The organism is Kitasatospora nipponensis, assembly GCF_039528135.1.
GTDB classification, from domain to species: domain Bacteria; phylum Actinomycetota; class Actinomycetes; order Streptomycetales; family Streptomycetaceae; genus Kitasatospora; species Kitasatospora nipponensis.
Genome location: NZ_BAAALF010000167.1, coordinates 1 through 18,376, shown reverse-complemented (window position 1 = coordinate 18,376; position 18,376 = coordinate 1). Strand labels below are relative to the sequence as shown.

Below are 18,376 nucleotides of genomic sequence, written 5' to 3'. Positions count from 1 at the left end.
CCATCGGCGAGGTCAACCAGCAGGCGCTCTTCCCGCGGGTCGCCGCCGGTCGTGCGTGGTACCGGGCCGAGGCCTACTCGGGGGTCACGTACGCGCCGGAGATGCCGCCGTCGACCAGGAAGGTGTTGGCGGTCATGAACGAGGAGTCGTCGCTGGCCAGGAAGGCGACCGCGGCCGCGATCTCGGTCGGCTCGGCGAACCGGCCCAGCGGGATGTGCACCAGGCGGCGCGCGGCGCGCTCCGGGTCCTTGGCGAACAGCTCCTGCAGCAGCGGGGTGTTCACCGGCCCCGGGCAGAGCGCGTTGACCCGGATGCCCTCGCGGGCGAACTGCACGCCCAGCTCGCGCGACATCGCCAGCACGCCGCCCTTGGAGGCGCTGTAGGAGATCTGCGAGGTGGCCGCACCCATCACCGCGACGAACGAGGCGGTGTTGATGATGGAGCCCTTGCCCTGGCGCTGCATGTGCGGGATCGCGTACTTGCAGCAGAGGTAGACACTGGTCAGGTTGACGTCCTGGACCCGCTTCCAGGCCTCCAGGCCGGTGGTCAGGATCGAGTCGTCGTCGGGCGGCGAGATGCCGGCGTTGTTGAAGGCGATGTCCACGCTGCCGTAGGTGTCCACGGCCGTCTGGTACATCTCGCGCACGGCGTCCTCGTTGGTGACGTCGGCCTTGATGAACAGGCCGCCGACCTCGTCGGCCGCGGCCTTGCCCGAGGCCTCGTCGAGGTCCACGCAGACGACCTTGGCACCCTCGGAGGCGAATCGACGCGCGGTGGCCAGGCCGATGCCGCTGCCCGCGCCGGTGATGACGGCCACCCGGCCGTCGAGGCGGTTGGTCATGGTGTTACTCCTCCGTGGAGATGAAGACGTTCTTGGTTTCGGTGAAGGCGTTGAGGGCGTCCGGGCCGAGCTCGCGGCCCAGACCGGACTGCTTGAACCCGCCGAACGGGGTCGTGTAGCGCACCGAGGAGTGCGAGTTGACGGAGAGGTTGCCGGCCTCCACGCCGCGCGCCATCCGCAGCCCGCGGCCCAGGTCGCGGGTCCAGATCGAGCCGGACAGGCCGTACTCGGTCGCGTTGGCGATCCGCAGGGCGTCCTGCTCGTCGCGGAAGGGCACGACCGCGACCACCGGGCCGAAGACCTCCTCGGTGAAGACCCGGGAGTCCTGGTCGACCGGGCAGAGCACGGTCGGCGGGAACCAGAAGCCCTTGCCCTCGGGGGCCTTGCCCTGCAGGCGGATCGACACGTCGTCGTCCAGGTAGGACGCCACCCGCGCGCGGTGCGCGGCCGAGATCAGCGGACCCATCTCGGTCTGCTCGTCGCGCGGGTCGCCGACCTTCACGCCGAGCACGGCCGGCTCCAGCAGCGCCAGGAACTCCTCCAGCACGCTCTCCTGGACCAGGATCCGCGAGCGGGCGCAGCAGTCCTGGCCGGCGTTGTCGAAGACCGCGTAGGGCGCGGTGGCGGCCGCCCGGGCGAGGTCCGCGTCGGCGAAGACGATGTTGGCGCTCTTGCCGCCGAGCTCCAGGGTGACCGGCTTGACCTGCTCGGCGCAGCCCGCCGCGATCTCCTTGCCGACCCGGGTGGAGCCGGTGAAGACCACCTTGCGCACGTCCGGGTGGGTGACGAAGCGCCGCCCCACCACCGGGCCGTAGCCGGGCAGCACCTGCAGCACGCCCTCGGGGATCCCGGCCGCCAGCGCCAGCTCGGCCAGCCGCAGCGCGGTCAGCGGGGTGAGCTCGGCGGGCTTGAGGACCACCGTGTTGCCGGCCGCGAGCGCCGGGGCCAGGCCCCAGGCCGCGATCGGCAGCGGGAAGTTCCACGGCACGATGACGCCGACCACGCCCAGCGGTTCCTGGAAGGTGAGGTCGATGCCGCCGGCCACCGGGATCTGCCGGCCGAAGAGCCGCTCGGGGGCGGCGGAGTAGTACTCCAGCACGTCACGGGCGTTGCCCGCCTCCCAGCGGGCGTTGCCCACGGTGTGGCCGGCGTTGGCGATCTCCAGCTGGGCGAGGTGCTCGCGGTCGGCGTCCACCGCGGCGGCGAAGGCCCGCAGCAGCCGGGCCCGGTCGGCGGGGCTGACCCGGCGCCAGCTCTCGAACGCGGCCTTGGCACGGGCGATGGCGGCGTCGGTCTCGGCCTCCGAGGCCATCGCCACCGTCTCGATCACCTCTTCGGTGGCGGGGTTGACCACCTCGTAGAGCTCGGGTCCGGGACTGCTCACGCTGCGTTCTCCTAGGTAAGGGAGTTGACGTCTGGTCAGAGATTATGGGATCAGGCGGAGTTGACGAGGGCCTGGAAGACCCGCGGGTCGCCCGGGTCCACCTCCGGGTGCCACTGCACCCCGAGCACGAACCGCGCCCCGGGCAACTCGAGCGCCTCCACCGTCCCGTCGGCGCTGTGCGCCACCGGGACCAGGCCCGCGCCGAGCCGGTCCACCGCCTGATGGTGGTAGCAGTGCGCCTCGGTCGTCGCCCCGACGATCGCGCCGAGCCGGCTGCCGGGCTCCACCGTCACGGTGCGGCGGTGGAAGGTGCCGGGCGAGATCTGGTGGCTCTGGTCGCCGATCCGGTCCGGCAGGTGCTGGACCAGGTCGCCGCCGAGCGCCACGTTGAGCAGTTGCAGTCCCCGGCATATGCCGAGCACCGGCAGCCGCCCGGCCAGCGCCACCCGGGCCAGCGCGAACTCCCAGGCGTCGCGCTCCTCGTGCGGCGCGCTGGTCTGCGGGTGCGGCTGGGCCCGGTAGCGCTCGGGGTTGACGTCCGGTCCACCGGAGAGCACCAGCGCGTCCAGCCGGGCCAGCAGCGCCTCGGCGGCACCGGTCCGTCCGTCCTGGGACCCCGGCGGCTGCGGCGGCAGCAGCACCGGGATGCCACCGGCCGCCGTGATCGCGTGCACGTACGACTGCGGGACGAGCGCCGCCGGCTGGTTCCAGACACCCCAGGCGGCGTGCTCCAGGTAGCTGGTGATCCCCACCAGCGGCGCGCCGCTCACAGCCGCTCGAACCCGCGGCGGCGCTCCCAGTCGGTCACGGCGGCCTCGAAGGCGGTCAGTTCGGTCCGGCCGGCGTGCGTGTAGTGGCGCACCACGTCCTTGCCGAAGGCCTCGGCGGCGACCTCGCTGCGCTCGAAGAGCTCGACCGCGTCGCGCAGCGTGGCGGGCACCCGCGGCGCGTCGGAGGCGTAGGCGTTGCCGGTGAACTCCGGCTCCAGCTCCAGCTCCTGCTCGACGCCGTGCAGTCCGGCGGCGATCAGCGCGGCCACCGCCAGGTACGGGTTGACGTCACCGCCGGGGACCCGGTTCTCGAAGCGCAGCGAGTGGCCGTGGCCGACCACCCGCAGCGCGCAGGTGCGGTTGTCGCGTCCCCAGGCGATCGCGGTGGGCGCGAAGCTGCCCGGCACGTACCGCTTGTAGGAGTTGACGGTCGGCGCGAGCAGCAGGGCGAAGTCGGCCAGGCAGGCCAGCTGGCCGGCCAGGAAGTGCTCCATCACCTTGGAGAAGCCGCCGGGGCCCTCGCCCGCCATCACCGGGGCGCCCGCCGCGTCGCGCAGGCTCAGGTGGATGTGGCAGGAGTTGCCCTCGCGCTCGTTGTACTTGGCCATGAACGTCAGGCTGACGTTCTCCTGCGAGGCGATCTCCTTGGCGCCGGTCTTGTAGACCGAGTGGTCGTCGCAGGCGGTCAGCGCGGTGTCGTACTTGAAGGCGATCTCGTGCTGGCCCAGGTTGCACTCGCCCTTGGCGGACTCCACCGTCAGGCCGGCGCCGGCCATCTCGTTGCGCAGCCGGCGCAGCAGCGGCTCGATCCGGGCGGTGCCCAGCAGCGAGTAGTCCACGTTGTACTGGTTGACCGGGGTGAGCTTGGCGTAGTCCTTGTCCCAGGCGGCCTCGTAGCTGTCCTTGAAGACGATGAACTCGAGCTCGGTGCCGACGTAGGCCTGCCAGCCGCGGGCGGCGAGCCGGTCCAGCTGGCGGCGCAGGATCTGCCGGGGCGAGACGCTGATCGGGCTGCCGTCGTGCTGGGTGATGTCGCACTGCACCATGGCGGTCCCGGGGTGCCAGGGGATCATCCGCAGCGTGGCCAGGTCGGGAACCATGACGAAGTCGCCGTAGCCGGTCTCCCAGGAGGAGTTCTCGTAGCCGTCGACGGTGTTCATGTCGATGTCCACGGCCAGCAGGTAGCCGCAGCCCTCGGCGGCGTGGTCGACCACGTCGCTGAGGAAGTAGTCGGCGGCCAGCCGCTTGCCCTGCAGGCGGCCCTGCATGTCGGTCATCGCAAGCACCACTGTGTCGACGCTGCCGTCGGCGACGCGTGCGCGGAGCTGATCCAGGGTCAGCCGGGCGCTGCTCATTGGTTCTCCTCTTCGGTCGGGGCGGTACATGAGCTGGTGGAACACGAGCGGTGGTACACGAGCGGGGTGATGCACGAGCGGGTGGTGCGGGGAGCGGGTGGTGCGGGGAGCGTGACAGCCGGACCCGACGCTCCGTCAGAGGTCTTCGCCGACGGGCACGATCGAGTCCTCGTTGTTGATCCGGGGACCGGTGAACCAGCGGCGGGCGGACACCAGCCACCACAGCCCCGCGAAGCCGAGCACCACTGCCACGGCGACCGAAGTGTAGTTGAAGCTCTTCGCCGTGATCGGACTGACCGTGGGGAGCATGAAGAGCACCGTGATCAGCGCCGTCCAGCCCACCGCGACGATCCCGACCGGACGGCTCCAGCGGCCCAAGTTCCAAGGCCCGCGCTGGAATTCATCGCCCTGACGGAGCCTCAGGTAGACCGGTATCACATAGGCGAGGTAGAGGCCGATCACCGAGACCGAGGTGACGGCGGCGTACGCGGTGGTGTTCCACAGGGCGGGCAGGCCCAGCAGGAAGGCGCCGCCGGTGGCCAGCCAGATCGCGTTGGTCGGCGTCTGGGTGCGCGCGTCGATCCGGTGCCAGATCCGCGAGCCGGGCAGTGCGCCGTCCCGCGAGAAAGCATAGATCATCCGGGAGTTGGCGGTCACCGAGGCCATCCCACAGAAGAACTGGGCGCCGATCACGATCAGCAGCAGCAGCTTGGCGCCGGTGGCCCCGACCGCGTCCAGGAAGATCTGCGCCGGCGGCACGCCGGTGGCGCTGGAGAGCTCGCCGTCGTAGTTCTGGATCGCGAAGGTCAGGCCCAGCAGCAGGATCCAGCCGGCCACCAGCGAGACCAGGATCGAGTTGACGATGCCGCGCGGGCCCGAGCGGGCCGCGTCCTGGGTCTCCTCGGTCATGTGCGCGGAGGCGTCGTAGCCGGTCAGCGTGTACTGGGCGAGCAGCAGGCCCAACAGGCTGACGTAGAACGGGCTGTGGAACCCGGTCTCGTTGACGAAGTGCCCCAGCACGAAGGACGGCGAGGCGTGGTGCGCGGGAACGATGGCCAGCGCGCCGACGATGACCACCACGCCGACCAGGTGCCACCAGACGCTGACGTTGTTGAACAGCGCCACCAGGCGCACGCCGAAGCTGTTCAGCAGGCCGTGCAGGATCAGGATGACCGCGAAGATCTCCACGGTGTGCTGCGGGGTGGCCGCGAAGCCGAACTGCAGTTCCAGCAGGGCGTTGGTGAAGCTCGCGGCGCCGTAGTCGACGCCCGCGGTGACCGCGACCTGGCCCAGGAAGTTGAACCAGCCGGTGAACCAGCTCCAGGCCGGCCCGTGCGAGGGGGCCAGCTTGGCCGCCCAGTAGTAGAGGCCGCCGGCGGTCGGGAACGCGGAGCAGATCTCGGCCATCGCCAGGCCCACGCAGAGCGTCATCAGACCCACCAGCGGCCAGCCCCAGGTGATCAGGGCCGGGCCACCGGTCGCCATGCCGAAGCCGTAGAGGGTCAGGCAGCCGGAGAGGATGGAGACGATGGAGAAGGAGACCGCGAAGTTGGAGAAACTCGACAGCGAGCGGGCCAGCTCCTGGGTGTAACCGAGCTCGCGCAGCCGCTGTTCGTCGGCGGACAGGGCTACCTCGGGTGCGTCGGGCGCTACTGCGGCGCCTGGCGCCGCGGAGGAGGGGACAGGTGAGTGCTCGGGAGACATGCGCACCCCTTGGGGGTTCGGTGGGGGATCCGAAACGTGCGCCCACAGCGTCGTCGTCGTCAGCTGCGGCAATCAATGGCCCGGAACCAGACCATTGACGTAAGGCGCATGTTTCACCCTGCGCGCTCCCCACGTCAAGGGGCGCACGGGCGGTCCGCCGAATCGTCACCGACCCGCGCTCCCGGCGGGCCCGCCGAGGCGGTCCACCGGCTCCCCGCAGGTCCGGCGGCCCGGAATCGGCCCACGGCCGCTCGCACCTCGGTACGATTCCCCCGTGGACCTCGAAAGCGACCGCGACCCGCGGATGGACTGGCAGGGCGGCGCGATCTTCCGCCCCGTGCGGACCGGCAACGCCTTCGAGGAGACCGTGGAGCGGATCCTGGAGGCGGTGAAGCTCGGCGTCTTCGGCTACGGCGACCGTCTGCCGGCCGAGCGCGAACTCGCCGCCCGGCTGCACGTGAGCCGCGAGACCCTGCGCGAGGCGATCCGCTCGCTCCAGGAGGCCGGCTGCGTGGAGTCCCGGCGCGGCCGCTACGGCGGCACCTTCGTCACCTACCGGCTGCCGCCGCCCGATCTGGGTGAACTCCGGCGGGCGGTGCAGGACATGGGCGCCGAACTGGAGGACGCGCTGACCTACCGGCTGGTCCTGGAGACCGGCGCCTCCGAGCTCGCCGCCCGGCGCGAGCTGAGCCCCGACCAGCGCGCCTACCTCCAGCAGCGGCTCGGCGACCTCGAGGGCGCCTGCTCCGACGACTACCGGAGCCTGGACTCGCGCTTCCACCTGGCGATCGCCGAGCTCACCGGCTCGCACTCGCTGGCCGCCCAGATCGCCGAGAGCCGGATGCGCCTGAACGACCTGCTCAACGCCATCCCGATGCTGGAGCGCAACATCGAGCACGCCTCGCACCAGCACCGGGCGATGGCCGAGGCGATCCTGGCCGGCGACGTTCCCGGCGCCCGCCGCTCCACCGAGGAGCACCTGGAGGCCACGGCCGCCCTGCTGCGCGGTTTCCTCGGCTGACCCCGTCCCCGGCGACCCCGGGCTCGGCGCGGGAGCAGGAGATTTGACTGCCCCTCAGCCCCGCTGCGATCTTGTCGTGACGGCCGGGACCGCCGGCCGTGCGCACCGCAGAGGCCGAGAGGATCGCAGAGTGAACACATCGGGGGATTCAGCGAACAGCACGCGGCGCCGGGCCTTCCTGGCCGGCACCGCCGCCGCGCTGCTCGGCGGCGCGGCCACCCCCGCCGCCACCGCCGCGGGGCAGGCCGCCGACCCGGCCGCTGCCGCGGCCGCCCCGGCGCAGGCCGCGACCGCCGGCTCGCTGGACTGGTTCGACGTGAAGGCCTACGGCGCGGTCGGCGACGGCGCCACCGACGACACCGCGGCCGTGCAGAGTGCGATCACCGCGGCCGGCGCGGCCGGCGGCGGCACCGTCTACCTGCCCGAGGGGACGTACCTGGTCACCCCGAGCAGCGGCAACCCGGCCCTGGCCGTCACCGCCCGCGGTGTCCGGCTGGTCGGCGCGAGCAGCCGGGCCGCCACCCTGCTCAAGGGCGGCAACGGGATCCTGCTGCGGATGTCCGGGCCGCAGTCCGACCTGAGCGGCGCCACCCGCCTGAGCTACTGCTCGGTGGAGAACCTCGGGTTCAACGGCAACAACAAGACCGGCCTGCTCGTCGAGCTGTACTACAACAACAACTCCTACTTCCGCGACGTCTACATGTCGAGCAACAACGACCTGTGCGTCGACGCGGTGGAGTTCTGGGACTCGCGGTTCTACAACCTGGTGATCGAGTCGTGCACCGGCACGCCGGGCAGCACCACCCAGCCCAACATCTGGCTGCGCAACTCCTCGGCCACCAGCGGCTACGGCTACAGCCCGGACAACGTCAACCAGGTGCACTTCGTCGGCTGCCGGCTGGAGAACTTCGGCACCGGCGCGCTCTGGATCACCCAGGGGACCGCCGCGACCAACAGCCCCAACGGGATCTACCTGACGGACTGCAAGTTCGAGACCTCGCGGATCCAGGGCGGCCCGCACCTGAAGGCCGACGCCTCCTGCACCCACGTCTACGCGACGAACATCTACTGCTACGCGGGCAACTTCGCCCCCGGCTACAGCACCGCCCAGAACATCATCGCCTGGGCGGCGAACAACAGCGCCCTGGAGAACGTGCTGATCGCCAACGGCGCGGTGGCGACCGTGAACTCCGGGGTCGACCTGTACTCCGGCGGCGGCTCGACGGCCGTGCTGCGCAACGTGACCGGGCACTACCTCACCAAGCCCAACGGCAGCCACGTGTACTACGAGAGCTCCAGCACCGGCGACTTCCGGGTGGAGAACTGCTACGGCAGCAGCGGCACCCAGAACGGCGGCACCCTGCCCACCCACCACCAGGCCAATCCCCCGCTGCGCCTGGTGAGCGGGCCGGTCACCGACGCCTCGTTCAGCCACGCCCCGCTGGACGGCACGATGGCGGTCGACGTGGTGGCCAGGCGCCTGTACGTCCGGGTGGGCGGCGCCTGGCTCTGGTCGGCGCTGAACGCCTGACACCTCACGCCCGATGCCTCACGCCTCACGCCGAGCGCCCGGCAGCGGGCCGGCCCGGCCGCCCGCGGCGATCCCGTCGCGGCGGCCGGGCCGGATGAGGCCGGACAGGGCCGGACAGGGCCGGGCCGGGCCGGTGGAGGCCGGACGGGACCGGCCGGACCCTAACGGATCGGCGCCGGCGCCGTGCTGACCGCCGGGTTGTCGTTGGTGTCGTCGTTCCAGTTGGCGGTCGCCTCGGACACCGCGTTGCTCGCCAGCCCCAGCACCAGGAACGCCACCAGCAGCACCCTGCCCGGCGTGCCCAGCACCAGCGGGCGGGTCGCCGAGCGCGCGTCGGCCGCCAGCGCCGACTCCTCCTCGCCGAACAGGCGCTTGGGGTAGGCGGCGGTCAGCATCAGCGCGTACGCCGTGAACCGCATCCGGTAGCGCAGCGTGGCGGCGGTCGCCTCGAAGACCGGCCGGGGCATCCGCCCCAGGACCAGCACCACCACCCAGAGGAAGAAGGCCAGCACCAGCCACCCCGACCAGGCCAGCCCGCTGATGATCGCCGCGGGGATCATCAGGATCAGCCGGAAGAACACCGCGAGCCGGTTGAGCTCCCCGGGCCGCACCTCCAGCTGCACCGGGTAGTCGGCCGGCGGGCGGAGCGCGAACGGCGGGTAGCGGTCCATCAGCAGCGACTGGCTGGCCATCACCCGGGTCTCGTACCCGAGGTAGCCGGTCAGGTAGCGCGCGATCGAGTCGGGCAGCCGGGCGGTGAAGAGCGCGGCGAACCAGCCGGCGATCACCACGAAGAAGGCCACCACGGCGAGCACCCAGAGCACGATGAACTGCGGGACCAGCAGCAGCCACCGCAGCAGCACGGTCCACCGGCGCTGCCGGCCCGGCTCCGGGATGTCCAGGGTCGGCAGCCACTCCACCGGCCCGGTCGCCTCCGGCATCGTCCAGCCGCCCTGCGTCTGCGCCATCGCGTGCTCCTTCCGTCCGCCACCCGCCCCGCCGCCCCGCCGGTCGGCAGGCCCTGCCGCCACGCTCGCAGGCCACGGCCCGGGCGGCATCCGCTCGCGGCCGGACGGGCGGGGACAGGCCGGGGAGGGGGCTCGGTGTTAATTGGATTTTGAGATACCAATTGCTAGAGTCAAGCCGTGCGACTGACCAAGGGAACGGACATCGCCCTCCGCATCGCCATGCGACTGGCGGTCCTGGAGGGCCAGACCCCCACCACCCGCGAGGTGGCCACCGCCGTCGACGTGCCGTACACGCACGCGGCGAAGGTGGTCAGCCGGCTGCAGCACCTGGGGGTGGTGGAGGCGCGCCGCGGCAACGGCGGCGGGCTCACCCTCACCCGGGCCGGCCGGACCGGGTCGCTGGGCCAGCTGGTCCGTGACCTGGAGGGCGCGGGCGACGTGGTCGGCTGCGAGGACGACCCGCCCTGCCCGCTGCGGGCGGCGTGCCGCCTGCGCGGGGCCCTGCGGACGGCCCAGGAGGCGTTCTTCGCCGCCCTGGACCCGCTCAGCATCGAGGATCTGGTGGCCGCGCCCACCGGTCCGGTGCTGCTCGCGCTGAGCTCGCGCCCGGCCGACTGACCCCGCCCTCCCACCCCCGCCCGGTCCCGCACGGCGCCTGCCCCGGCAGGCGCTCACTCAGGCCGTCAAATACGAATCTCATCTACACATTTGGAGTCGGAAATGCTCTCCGAGCAGGCTGTCCGGACCGTCCGCGCCACCCTCCCCGCCGTCGGTGGTGCGATCGGGGAGATCACCCCGATCTTCTACCGCAGGCTGTTCGCCGCCCACCCGGACCTGCTGCGCGACCTCTTCAACCGCGGCAACCAGGCGAACGGCAGCCAGCAGCAGGCCCTGGCCGGCGCGATCGCCGCCTTCGCCACCGTGCTGGTCGAGCGGCCCGACGTGCGACCGGACGCGATGCTCGCCCGGATCGCGCACAAGCACGTCTCGCTCGGCATCCGGCCCGAGCAGTACCCGATCGTCCAGGAGCACCTGTTCGCCGCCATCGTCGAGGTGCTCGGCGAGGCGGTGACCCCGGAGGTGGCCGCCGCCTGGGACGAGGTCTACTGGCTCATGGCCAACGCGCTGATCGCCATCGAGGCCCGGCTCTACCAGCAGGCCGGCACCCCGGACGGCGACGTCTGGGGCAGCTACCGGATCGTCGGGCGCCGGCAGGAGACCGACGAGGTGGTGACCTTCCTGGCCCGTCCCGCCGACGACCGCCCGCTGCCCGCCCACCGCCCCGGCCAGTACGTCTCGGTCCAGGTCGAACTCCCCGACGGCGCGCGGCAGATACGCCAGTACAGCCTGTCCGGACAGCTCGACGAGGCGCTCTGCTTCAGCGTCAAGCGGGTCGCCGGCGAGCGGAGCGGCAGCGGGCTCCTCGACGGCGGGCCCAACGGCGAGGTCTCCGCCTGGCTGCACGACCACGCGCTCCCCGGCACCCTGCTGCGGATCAGCGCCCCCGCCGGCGACGTCCACCTCGACGCGGCGGACACTCGACCGGTGCTGCTCGCCTCGGCCGGCATCGGCTGCACCCCGATGATCGGCATGCTCGGCCACCTGGCGGGCACCGGCTCCACCCGCCGGGTCGTCTCGGTGCACGCCGACCGGAGCCAGGCCACCCACGCCTTCCGCGACGACCTGGCCCTGCTGACCGCCAAGCTGGCCGACGCCGACGCCCACGTCTGGTACGAGGAGCCGGCCGGCGACTGGCCCGCCGACCGGACCGGCCGGCTCGACCTGGCCGGCCTCGACCTGCCCGCCGACACCGTGGCCTACCTCTGCGGCCCGCTGCCCTTCCTGCGCGCGGCCCGCACCCAGCTGCTGGCCGCCGGGCTCGGTGCCGCGGACATCCACTACGAGGTCTTCGGCCCGGACCTCTGGCTCGCCCAGGGCTGAAGCCGATCGCGGCCGGCATCGCGGGGCCCACGGGCAAAACCAGGTGCCCCGCCACCGCCCGCCGTGCCAGCCTGACGGTGTACGTCCACGGCTTCGAGGAGAACCCCGCCATGTCCGACCCCGGCGCCCACGGCGTCGCCGCCCTCTTCCGCCAGGGCCGGCTCACCGCGATCCCCCGCAAGGAGGCCCGCCGGGCCCAACTCCTCGACCACCTGGCCCGGACGCTCTTCGAGCCCGAGCGGGACTACACCGAGCCCGAGGTCAACCAGGCGCTGCGCACGGTCCATGACGACTGCTCGGCACTGCGCCGCTACCTGGTGGAGAGCGGCCGGCTCTCCCGCACCCGGGACGGCAGCCGCTACCACCGCCCGCCGACGGACGCGCCGGTCTGACCGGCGGGCGGCGGGCGGCGGACAGCCCGTCAGTCGAAGTCGGCCCACACGACGCAGACGCCCTCGCCGGCCTCGTCCCGCCCGACCAGGATGGTCGAACTGACGTCGGCACAGGTCGGGAAGATCAGGGCGTTGGCCCCGCTCTCCGGGTCGAAGACCACCGAGAGCACCGGGTGCGCCACGCCGGACGCCTCCTGGGCCCGCAGCTCGGCCAGCGCGTGGTCGGCGTAGTCCGCCACCCCGCTCACCTCCTGCAGCGCGCGCCCGATCGCCCAGCGGCCGGCGTCGCAGTAGAGCGCGGAGAGGTGCTCACCGACGAAGTTCACGTCGTCCGCCTCGTCCTGGTACTCGGCCTCGGTGACCGCCTGCGGGCCGGCCCCGGCCGCCACCAGCGCGACCGCGTCGACCTCGCGGGCGGCGCGGTCCTCGCCCGGCTCGCGCGGCACGTCCCGGTAGCTGAGGTAGACCTGGTGCCGGCCCTCGGGGAGCGCCTCGAGGAACATCATCTCCGGTGCGTCCAGCGCGTTCATCGCGACGCCGCCGCGCACCACCACCTCACCCGCCGGGTGCCAGCCCGACTCCCCCTCCTCACCGGAGCGTTCCACTCCGTGGTCGGCCAGTACCGTCTCGATCGCCGCACTCATGTCCATGGCACCGATCCTGCCACGGCCCGCCGACAGCGCCGGCCCTCAGGTGTCGCCGGCCTCGCGGGCGAGCGACTCCCGGATCCGGCGGGAGGGCGCGAAGGTGTAGAGATCGAGGATCTCGGGCGTCTCGGCCAGGCCGGGCCCGCCGGCCGCGACCCAGTCGGTGATGTCCTGGGCCGCCTGCGGGTCGTTGACCAGCCCGAGCCAGACCGGACGGCCGCCGGCCCGACGCCCCTGCGCCGAGGGCTGTATGACGATCACATTGGCATGGTCGCAGGCGTCCAGGCAGCCGACCGGACGGACCGTGGCCACGCCGGCCAGCGAGGCGCGCAGCCCGGTCAGTTGGGCGGCGTGGTCGAGACCGGGGATCTTGGGCGTGCCGCAGCAGCAGCCCCGGCAGACCGTGACCGTGCAGCGCGGCGCACCGTCACGGCCGGCCGCCTCCGCGCCCTTCGCCGTCCTCGTCGCCTTCGAGGCCCTCGAACTCCTGGCCACTGGCCCCTACCCGTCTCTCGTCCGCCGACCGGGGCCCGCCCGCACGGGCGGCTGCGGGCGCAGGCGCGGGTACGGAGGTGGGCGCGGGGCGGGCTGTCATGATCATCAGATCATGCCGCCCGCCGGCCCCGCGCCCGCCTCCGCCCCTCCTCCCACGCCCGGCCCGCGCCCGGCCTGTCGTCAGCTCGCGGACGCCAGCTCGATCCGCGCATGCGCGATCCAGCGGCGCACGCCGTGCGCACCGCAGGACTCCGCGACCGCGTCCGCCTCGTCCAGCAGCAGCGCCGCCGCGGCGTGGTCGCCCTCCTCGGCGGCCAGTCCGGCGAGTGCGAGCTTGCCGGCGGCGACGCCCGCCCGGAAGTCGATCTCCTCCCGCAACCGCACCGACTCCTCCAGCCGGGCCCGGGCCTGCGCCGTGCGGCCCGCCTCCTGCTCGAAGAACCCGAGGTGCCGGGCGGCGTAGGAGAGCGTGAGGCGGTCGCCGAACGCCTCGGCGGCCGCGTAGGCCTTCTCGAAGTACGGCAGCGCGGTGCCGCCGTCCCCCTGGACCACCTGGTGGAAGATGCCGACCCAGAACAGCGCCTCCCCCTCGCCCCGCAGGTCGCCCACCCGGTGGAAGAGCTCCACCGCGCGTTCGAACATCGCCAGCTCCCGGGCTATGAGCTCCGGCGCGACCGAGCCCGGCGACTCGCTGTGACGGTCCGCCAGGAAGCGCGCGTGCAGGACCCGCCCACGGGTCAGCAGCAGGTCCGCCTCGGCACCGTCCAACTCCTGATCGGCCGTCAGCAGCGCCTCGTCCACACCCCCGAAGACCGCCTGATCGCAGAGCTGTCGCGCCCGTTCGATCCGATCCACCTGTCCCATGTGCTCTCCCCGTGTCGCTTCGGTCATCCCGTCGAACGTGGGTCAACCTATCCCGAGCACTGGAGCGCGCCACGGGATTTTGCGCCGCTTCCGACGAGTTCCGGCTCTTCGCCACCGCCGCGCCCGGGCCGCGGGCCGGCTCAGCGCCGACGCCGGCGGCCGCGCCCCCGCACCCGGCTCCAGAACCACCCGGCCGGCGGCCGGTCGGAGCGCCAGGGCTGCGGCTCGGGCGGCTCGCGACGCCAGCGGGCGGCGAGCATCCGGGCCCGGCCGGACGGCTCGGTCACCGGCGCCGAACGGATGAACCGCTCGTCCAGCTCGACGTCGTCCCAGTCGCCCGGCCCACCCCGCTCGTCCCCGTCGCCGCCGGGCGACCCCCACGCGCTGCTCATCGGCTCACGACCTCTCACCCTGCGGCGGCGCCGCACTCACCCCTGTCTCCACTCACCCCTGTCAACGCACGCACCACCCGCCTGGTGCCCGGCCCCCGGCGCCCGCAACGGCGCCGGCCCCGCCCGCCGGAGGGCGGGCAGGGCCGGGCGCGGAGCGGGACGGTCGGTACCGTCCCGAGGGGGCCGTGGGGCGGCAGGGGGCTCAGCCCTTGGCGTGGGCGACCAGGGCGGCCATCGTCTCCGGCCAGTCGCCGGTGACCGCCGGGCCGATCTGCGGACCGGCCTCGTCGGCGGCCGGGCCGGTGATCTCCATCCGGTAGACCACCCGGCTGCGCTCCCCCGCCAGCGACTCGACCCGGTGCATGGTGCGCAGCAGCAGACCGTCGAACTCGGCCTCGTCGACGAACAGTTCGCCCTCCACCAGGTCGCCGATCCGGAGCAGGACCGGCTCCTGGCCGGCGGGCGTCATGCTGATCTCGGTGCCGGTCGCGAACGGGCCGCGCAGCTCGATGGCCTCGATGTCCGCGTTCCAGTTCCCCCAGTTCTCGACATCCGACCAGAGCCGCCAGATCGCCGCGGGCGTGGCGTCGGACTCGATGGCGTGCTCGTACTCCCACATAGCAAACTCCTCGCTCGGATCAACTGCTCTTAGATTATCTCCGCAGCGACTATCTGTCCAGAGCCTTCCCTCCGGAGCGGACCAGGGGCGGGGCCGAGCCGGGGCAGGGCAGAGCCGGGGCAATCGGCCCCCGGTCGGCGCCCGGTCACCGTCAGGCCAGGACCAGCAGGTCCAGCCAGCTGGTGGCGGGCTGCGCCGGGTCCGCCGCGACCGCCGCGCGCAGCCGGGCCATGCCGTCGCCGAACTCCTCGTCGGTCAGCCCCCGCAGCTTGGCGTCCGCGTCCCGCCGGATCGAGGCGGCGAAGTCCGCCAGGCTCGGCGCGCTCTGCTGCGCGAGCGGGCGCAGCGACACCCGCCGGAAGCCGGCCGGCGCGAAGGCGGAGCAGACCTCGTCGACGGTCGGGTACCCGGCGACGATCCGCTCGCTCTCCGGGAAGTACCGCACCCGCAGGTCACCGGCGCACCGGCCGGGGAAGCTGTTGCGGATCAGGACCGGCGCACCGGGCTTCAGGGCCCGGCGCAGTTCGCGGGCCGTGGCGGCCAGGTCGCTCAGATGGTGGACGACCGAGCCCAGCCAGGCGGCGTCCGCGCACCCGTCGGGCACCGGCAGCGCCTCGGCGTGCCCCGCCAGCACCTCGATCCGCTCGTCCGCCGGGATCAGGGCGCGCATCGCCGGCGCCGGCTCGATCGCGAGCACGCGGACGCCGAACCAGTCGCGCAGCGCCGTCGCGAAGGCTCCGGTGCCGGCTCCGACGTCGAGGACGGTCCGTCCCGGTCCGAGGTCGGCGGCCGCGGCGATCGCCTCCCGCCACTGGGCGAGGCCGGCTCGCGGCACCTCGCGGGCGATCCGGTACTCCTCGGCGACCCGTCGGGCGTCAGCAGGGGTGGCTGTCATCGGACAGACCCTAGCGACCCGTCCCGCGCCGGCGGCGGCCCGCCCGGATGACGGACATCGGGCCGGTCCTAGACTCAGGTATGACCATCACCCAGGCCAGTGCCGGCCGGCCCCAGGGCGGCGATCTGCCCGACGGCTACGAGATCTCCACCGACCCCGCGCGCCTCGACGTCGACCTGATCCACCGTTGGCTGTCGCAGGACGCCTACTGGGCGCTCGGGCGCTCGCGCGAGAAGCAGGACCTGGCCGTCGCCGGCTCGATCAACTTCGGCCTCTACGAGCGGGCGGACGGCGCCCAGGTCGGCTACGCCCGGGTGATCACCGACCGGGCCACCTTCGCCTGGCTCTGCGACGTCTACGTCGCGCCGGCCGCCCGCGGCAGGGGGCTGGGCACGGCGCTGGCCGCCGCCGTCCGCGACCATCTGGCGCCGTTCGGCGTGCCGCGGATCCTGCTGGCCACCGAGGACGCCCACGCGGTGTACGCCAGGGTCGGGTTCGCCCCGCTGCTGAAGCCCGAGAGATGGATGGCGCACCTCACTCCGTGAGCGCACCACCGGCGTCCGCGAGGTCCAGGGTCCAGTGGTTGGTCTCCAGCAACCGGTCGGCGAAGAGCACCGAGCGGGACTCGCGCAGGGTGAAGCCCAGCGAGCGGCAGATCCCGTTGGAGGGGGCGTTCGAGGTGCCGGGGAAGGCGTGCACCCGCCCCCAGCGGCCGTCCGCGCGGGCCAGTTCGAGCAGCGCGGCGACCGCCCGGCGACCCACGCCACGGCCCTGGAACTCCGGCAGCACCATCCAGCCGATCTCGGAGATCGGCTCGCCGTCCTCCTCGTGCGCCCAGAGCACGACCGACCCGGCCACCACCGTCGCTGCCCCGGTCCCTGCGCCGCTCTCCGCTGCGCCGGCCGCCGCCGGCTCGGACCGGTCCAGGACGATCATCTTGATCCACCCGGCGTCCGACGCCGCGGTGCGCACATCGCGCTCGACCTTCTCCGCGATCCCCTCCCGGGGCAGCGGACCGCCGAGTTCGGCCATCATCACCGGGTCGCAGCGCATCCGCAGATAGGCGTCCAGGTCCTCGGCGCCGAGTTCGACATCGCGCAAGTACACCCGTCACTCCAGTCGTTCGTGTCCGGTCCCACCACGCGCGGCCAACGCTACTGGACCGTACGCCCGTTCGCGGCGGCCCGACCGCCGCAGCGGGCTCGCGGACACCGTCGGGGCGGGAACCGCCCAGGCCCTCCGCAGGGTCCTCCGCACCGGGTACGGTCGTGCCAGTCAACGGACCGGCGACGCCCGGACCGGCACGTACCAGGTCAGACAGCAGGGGCGGGTGGGGCATGCAGGCACTGGGTCCGGAGGATCCGCAACGGATCGGCGAGTACCGGCTGTTGCGCCGTCTGGGGGCGGGCGGCATGGGCCAGGTCTACCTCGGGCGCACGGTCGGCGGGCGCACGGTGGCGGTCAAGGTGGTGCACTCCGCACTGGCCGCCGACCCCGAGTTCCGCTCGCGGTTCCGGCACGAGGTGGCGGCCTCCCGGCTGGTCGGCAGCCGCTGGACGGCGCCCGTCCTGGACGCCGACACCGAGGGGGACCGTCCGTGGGTCGCCACCGGCTACGTCGCCGGCCCCGCCCTCGGCACGGCGGTCCGGCAGTTCGGGCCGCTGCCGGCCGCCTCGGTCCGCACCCTGGGCGTCGGGCTGGCCGACACCCTGGCGGCCGTGCACGGGCTCGGGCTGGTGCACCGCGACGTCAAACCCTCCAACGTGCTGCTCGCGCTGGACGGTCCACGGCTGATCGACTTCGGCATCGCCCGCGCGCTGGACGGGGCCACCGCGCTCACCCGGTCCGGATTCGTGGTCGGCTCCCCCGGCTTCATGTCACCCGAGCAGGCGCAGGGCCACCCGGCCGGACCGCCCAGCGACGTCTTCTCGCTCGGCGCCGTCCTGGCGTACGCGGCCACCGGGGTGTCACCGTTCGGCGAGAAGGTGAGCGCGGCGGTGCAGCTCTACCGGGTGCTGCACGAGGCACCCGATCTGGGGCGCCTGGACGGGCAGTTGCGGATGCTGATCCTCGCCTGCCTGACCAAGTCGCCGGGCGGGCGGCCGACTCCGGAACAGTTGCGGGACCGGCTGACGGGTGGGGCGGGCGGCACCGTGCTCCTGGGTCAGATCGGCTGGCTGCCCGCCGCGCTCTCCGGCTCGGTGGCCCGGCTGGCGGTGGAACTGCTGGGCCTGGACAGCGAACCGGACGCACCCGCGGCGCCCGCCGGGGCACCCGCCGCGGCACCCGCCGCCAGCGCTCCGGCTCAGCCGTCCGTGGCCACCGAACCCGCCAGGACCGCTGAGGCCGCCGAGGCCGCCGGGGCCCCTGCGGGCGCCGAGGCGGCGGACGGGGTCGACGCGGCCCTTGCGGCCGACCGCGCCGACCCGCCGGCTCCGGCGGACGCCGTCCCCACGCCCACCCCGACCCTCGCGCCCGCCCGTCCCGCCGTCCCCCCGGCGCCGCTCGCGCCGCCCAGCGTCGCCCCGGCGGGGTCCACCCTGTCGGGCCCCCCCAA

General features: G+C 73.3%; 20 protein-coding genes. 7 read left to right on the top strand and 13 right to left on the bottom strand.

Going from position 1 to position 18,376, the window contains the following annotated elements:
• Positions 1 to 73: 73 nt before the first annotated feature.
• The 5 genes from ABD323_RS31805 to ABD323_RS31785 form a co-directional block, all read right to left on the bottom strand.
• Positions 74 to 841, bottom strand: coding sequence for a 3-oxoacyl-ACP reductase (locus ABD323_RS31805; protein WP_344445508.1), 768 nt, complete (start codon positions 839 to 841; stop codon positions 74 to 76).
• Between the two features lie 4 nt (positions 842 to 845).
• On the bottom strand, positions 846 to 2,153 hold the full coding sequence (locus tag ABD323_RS31800; protein WP_425556226.1) for an aldehyde dehydrogenase family protein: 1,308 nt from the start codon (positions 2,151 to 2,153) through the stop codon (positions 846 to 848).
• 122 nt (positions 2,154 to 2,275) lie between these two features.
• Positions 2,276 to 2,995: a gamma-glutamyl-gamma-aminobutyrate hydrolase family protein gene (locus ABD323_RS31795; protein ID WP_344445506.1), complete on the bottom strand. Its 720-nt coding sequence runs from the start codon at positions 2,993 to 2,995 to the stop codon at positions 2,276 to 2,278.
• A complete protein-coding gene (locus ABD323_RS31790; protein ID WP_344445505.1) occupies positions 2,992 to 4,350 on the bottom strand; it encodes a glutamine synthetase family protein in 1,359 nt (452 codons plus the stop codon). Before ABD323_RS31790 ends, ABD323_RS31795 begins: the two co-directional genes overlap by 4 nt.
• Positions 4,351 to 4,485: 135 nt before the next feature.
• Positions 4,486 to 6,054, bottom strand: a complete 1,569-nt coding sequence (locus ABD323_RS31785; RefSeq protein WP_344445504.1) for an amino acid permease — start codon at positions 6,052 to 6,054, stop codon at positions 4,486 to 4,488.
• Between the two features lie 274 nt (positions 6,055 to 6,328).
• On the opposite strand from ABD323_RS31785, the gene ABD323_RS31780 reads away from it, so the two are divergent.
• Positions 6,329 to 7,075 carry a FadR/GntR family transcriptional regulator gene (locus ABD323_RS31780; RefSeq protein ID WP_344445503.1) on the top strand — a complete coding sequence of 249 codons (747 nt, stop codon included), beginning with the start codon at positions 6,329 to 6,331 and terminating at the stop codon, positions 7,073 to 7,075.
• Positions 7,076 to 7,205: 130 nt separating this feature from the next.
• Positions 7,206 to 8,606: a glycosyl hydrolase family 28-related protein gene (locus ABD323_RS31775; RefSeq protein WP_344445502.1), complete on the top strand. Its 1,401-nt coding sequence runs from the start codon at positions 7,206 to 7,208 to the stop codon at positions 8,604 to 8,606.
• 161 nt (positions 8,607 to 8,767) lie between these two features.
• Here the strand turns inward: ABD323_RS31775 and ABD323_RS31770 are convergent, their stop codons facing one another.
• Positions 8,768 to 9,574 carry a DUF4389 domain-containing protein gene (locus ABD323_RS31770; protein WP_344445501.1) on the bottom strand — a complete coding sequence of 269 codons (807 nt, stop codon included), beginning with the start codon at positions 9,572 to 9,574 and terminating at the stop codon, positions 8,768 to 8,770.
• Positions 9,575 to 9,751: 177 nt separating this feature from the next.
• Here ABD323_RS31770 and ABD323_RS31765 point away from each other — a divergent pair, with 177 nt between their 5' ends.
• The 3 genes from ABD323_RS31765 to ABD323_RS31755 all read left to right on the top strand — a co-directional run bounded on the left by ABD323_RS31765 (position 9,752) and on the right by ABD323_RS31755 (position 11,907).
• Complete coding sequence (locus ABD323_RS31765) at positions 9,752 to 10,192, top strand: RrF2 family transcriptional regulator (RefSeq protein ID WP_344445500.1); 441 nt, start codon at positions 9,752 to 9,754, stop codon at positions 10,190 to 10,192.
• Between the two features lie 102 nt (positions 10,193 to 10,294).
• On the top strand, positions 10,295 to 11,515 hold the full coding sequence (locus ABD323_RS31760; protein ID WP_344445499.1) for a globin domain-containing protein: 1,221 nt from the start codon (positions 10,295 to 10,297) through the stop codon (positions 11,513 to 11,515).
• Between the two features lie 110 nt (positions 11,516 to 11,625).
• Entirely contained in the window at positions 11,626 to 11,907 is a 282-nt protein-coding gene (locus ABD323_RS31755) for a DUF2087 domain-containing protein (protein WP_344445498.1), read from the top strand.
• A gap of 29 nt (positions 11,908 to 11,936) precedes the next feature.
• On the opposite strand, the gene ABD323_RS31750 is transcribed toward ABD323_RS31755, so the two are convergent.
• The 6 genes from ABD323_RS31750 to ABD323_RS31725 all read right to left on the bottom strand — a co-directional run bounded on the left by ABD323_RS31750 (position 11,937) and on the right by ABD323_RS31725 (position 15,819).
• The gene (locus ABD323_RS31750; RefSeq protein ID WP_344445497.1) at positions 11,937 to 12,557 is read right to left on the bottom strand and encodes a hypothetical protein; all 621 of its coding nucleotides are present in this window, start codon (positions 12,555 to 12,557) and stop codon (positions 11,937 to 11,939) included.
• 39 nt (positions 12,558 to 12,596) lie between these two features.
• Positions 12,597 to 13,049 (bottom strand): (2Fe-2S) ferredoxin domain-containing protein, encoded by a 453-nt coding sequence (locus tag ABD323_RS31745; RefSeq protein WP_344445496.1) that lies wholly within the window; start codon positions 13,047 to 13,049, stop codon positions 12,597 to 12,599.
• A 180-nt stretch (positions 13,050 to 13,229) separates the two neighbouring features.
• Complete coding sequence (locus ABD323_RS31740; RefSeq protein WP_344445495.1) at positions 13,230 to 13,913, bottom strand: tetratricopeptide repeat protein; 684 nt, start codon at positions 13,911 to 13,913, stop codon at positions 13,230 to 13,232.
• A 140-nt stretch (positions 13,914 to 14,053) separates the two neighbouring features.
• Positions 14,054 to 14,305 carry an SGM_3592 family protein gene (locus ABD323_RS31735; protein ID WP_344445494.1) on the bottom strand — a complete coding sequence of 84 codons (252 nt, stop codon included), beginning with the start codon at positions 14,303 to 14,305 and terminating at the stop codon, positions 14,054 to 14,056.
• Positions 14,306 to 14,507: 202 nt separating this feature from the next.
• Positions 14,508 to 14,924 (bottom strand): SRPBCC family protein, encoded by a 417-nt coding sequence (locus ABD323_RS31730; protein WP_344445493.1) that lies wholly within the window; start codon positions 14,922 to 14,924, stop codon positions 14,508 to 14,510.
• Positions 14,925 to 15,075: 151 nt separating this feature from the next.
• Positions 15,076 to 15,819 carry a class I SAM-dependent methyltransferase gene (locus ABD323_RS31725; RefSeq protein WP_344445492.1) on the bottom strand — a complete coding sequence of 248 codons (744 nt, stop codon included), beginning with the start codon at positions 15,817 to 15,819 and terminating at the stop codon, positions 15,076 to 15,078.
• Between the two features lie 80 nt (positions 15,820 to 15,899).
• Between ABD323_RS31725 and ABD323_RS31720 the strand changes: the two genes are divergently transcribed.
• On the top strand, positions 15,900 to 16,364 hold the full coding sequence (locus ABD323_RS31720; RefSeq protein WP_344445491.1) for a GNAT family N-acetyltransferase: 465 nt from the start codon (positions 15,900 to 15,902) through the stop codon (positions 16,362 to 16,364).
• On the opposite strand, the gene ABD323_RS31715 is transcribed toward ABD323_RS31720, so the two are convergent.
• Positions 16,354 to 16,926, bottom strand: coding sequence for a GNAT family N-acetyltransferase (locus tag ABD323_RS31715; RefSeq protein ID WP_344445490.1), 573 nt, complete (start codon positions 16,924 to 16,926; stop codon positions 16,354 to 16,356). The genes ABD323_RS31720 and ABD323_RS31715 overlap by 11 nt on opposite strands.
• 230 nt (positions 16,927 to 17,156) lie before the next feature.
• Between ABD323_RS31715 and ABD323_RS31710 the strand changes: the two genes are divergently transcribed.
• Positions 17,157 to 18,376 (top strand): serine/threonine-protein kinase (locus ABD323_RS31710; RefSeq protein ID WP_344445489.1); only part of this gene is annotated, 1,220 nt, incomplete at its 3' end.

Excerpts from the sequence above, each read along its gene's own strand:
- ABD323_RS31805 (WP_344445508.1), bottom strand. The coding sequence starts at position 841 with ATGACCAACCGCCTCGACGGCCGGGTGGCCGTCATCACCGGCGCGGGC.
- ABD323_RS31800 (WP_425556226.1), bottom strand. The coding sequence starts at position 2,153 with ATGGCCTCGGAGGCCGAGACCGACGCCGCCATCGCCCGTGCCAAGGCC.
- ABD323_RS31790 (WP_344445505.1), bottom strand. The coding sequence starts at position 4,350 with ATGAGCAGCGCCCGGCTGACCCTGGATCAGCTCCGCGCACGCGTCGCC.
- ABD323_RS31785 (WP_344445504.1), bottom strand. The coding sequence starts at position 6,054 with ATGTCTCCCGAGCACTCACCTGTCCCCTCCTCCGCGGCGCCAGGCGCC.
- ABD323_RS31770 (WP_344445501.1), bottom strand. The coding sequence starts at position 9,574 with ATGGCGCAGACGCAGGGCGGCTGGACGATGCCGGAGGCGACCGGGCCG.
- ABD323_RS31760 (WP_344445499.1), top strand. The coding sequence starts at position 10,295 with ATGCTCTCCGAGCAGGCTGTCCGGACCGTCCGCGCCACCCTCCCCGCC.
- ABD323_RS31755 (WP_344445498.1), top strand. The coding sequence starts at position 11,626 with ATGTCCGACCCCGGCGCCCACGGCGTCGCCGCCCTCTTCCGCCAGGGC.
- ABD323_RS31750 (WP_344445497.1), bottom strand. The coding sequence starts at position 12,557 with ATGGACATGAGTGCGGCGATCGAGACGGTACTGGCCGACCACGGAGTG.
- ABD323_RS31740 (WP_344445495.1), bottom strand. The coding sequence starts at position 13,913 with ATGGGACAGGTGGATCGGATCGAACGGGCGCGACAGCTCTGCGATCAG.
- ABD323_RS31735 (WP_344445494.1), bottom strand. The coding sequence starts at position 14,305 with ATGAGCAGCGCGTGGGGGTCGCCCGGCGGCGACGGGGACGAGCGGGGT.
- ABD323_RS31730 (WP_344445493.1), bottom strand. The coding sequence starts at position 14,924 with ATGTGGGAGTACGAGCACGCCATCGAGTCCGACGCCACGCCCGCGGCG.
- ABD323_RS31725 (WP_344445492.1), bottom strand. The coding sequence starts at position 15,819 with ATGACAGCCACCCCTGCTGACGCCCGACGGGTCGCCGAGGAGTACCGG.
- ABD323_RS31720 (WP_344445491.1), top strand. The coding sequence starts at position 15,900 with ATGACCATCACCCAGGCCAGTGCCGGCCGGCCCCAGGGCGGCGATCTG.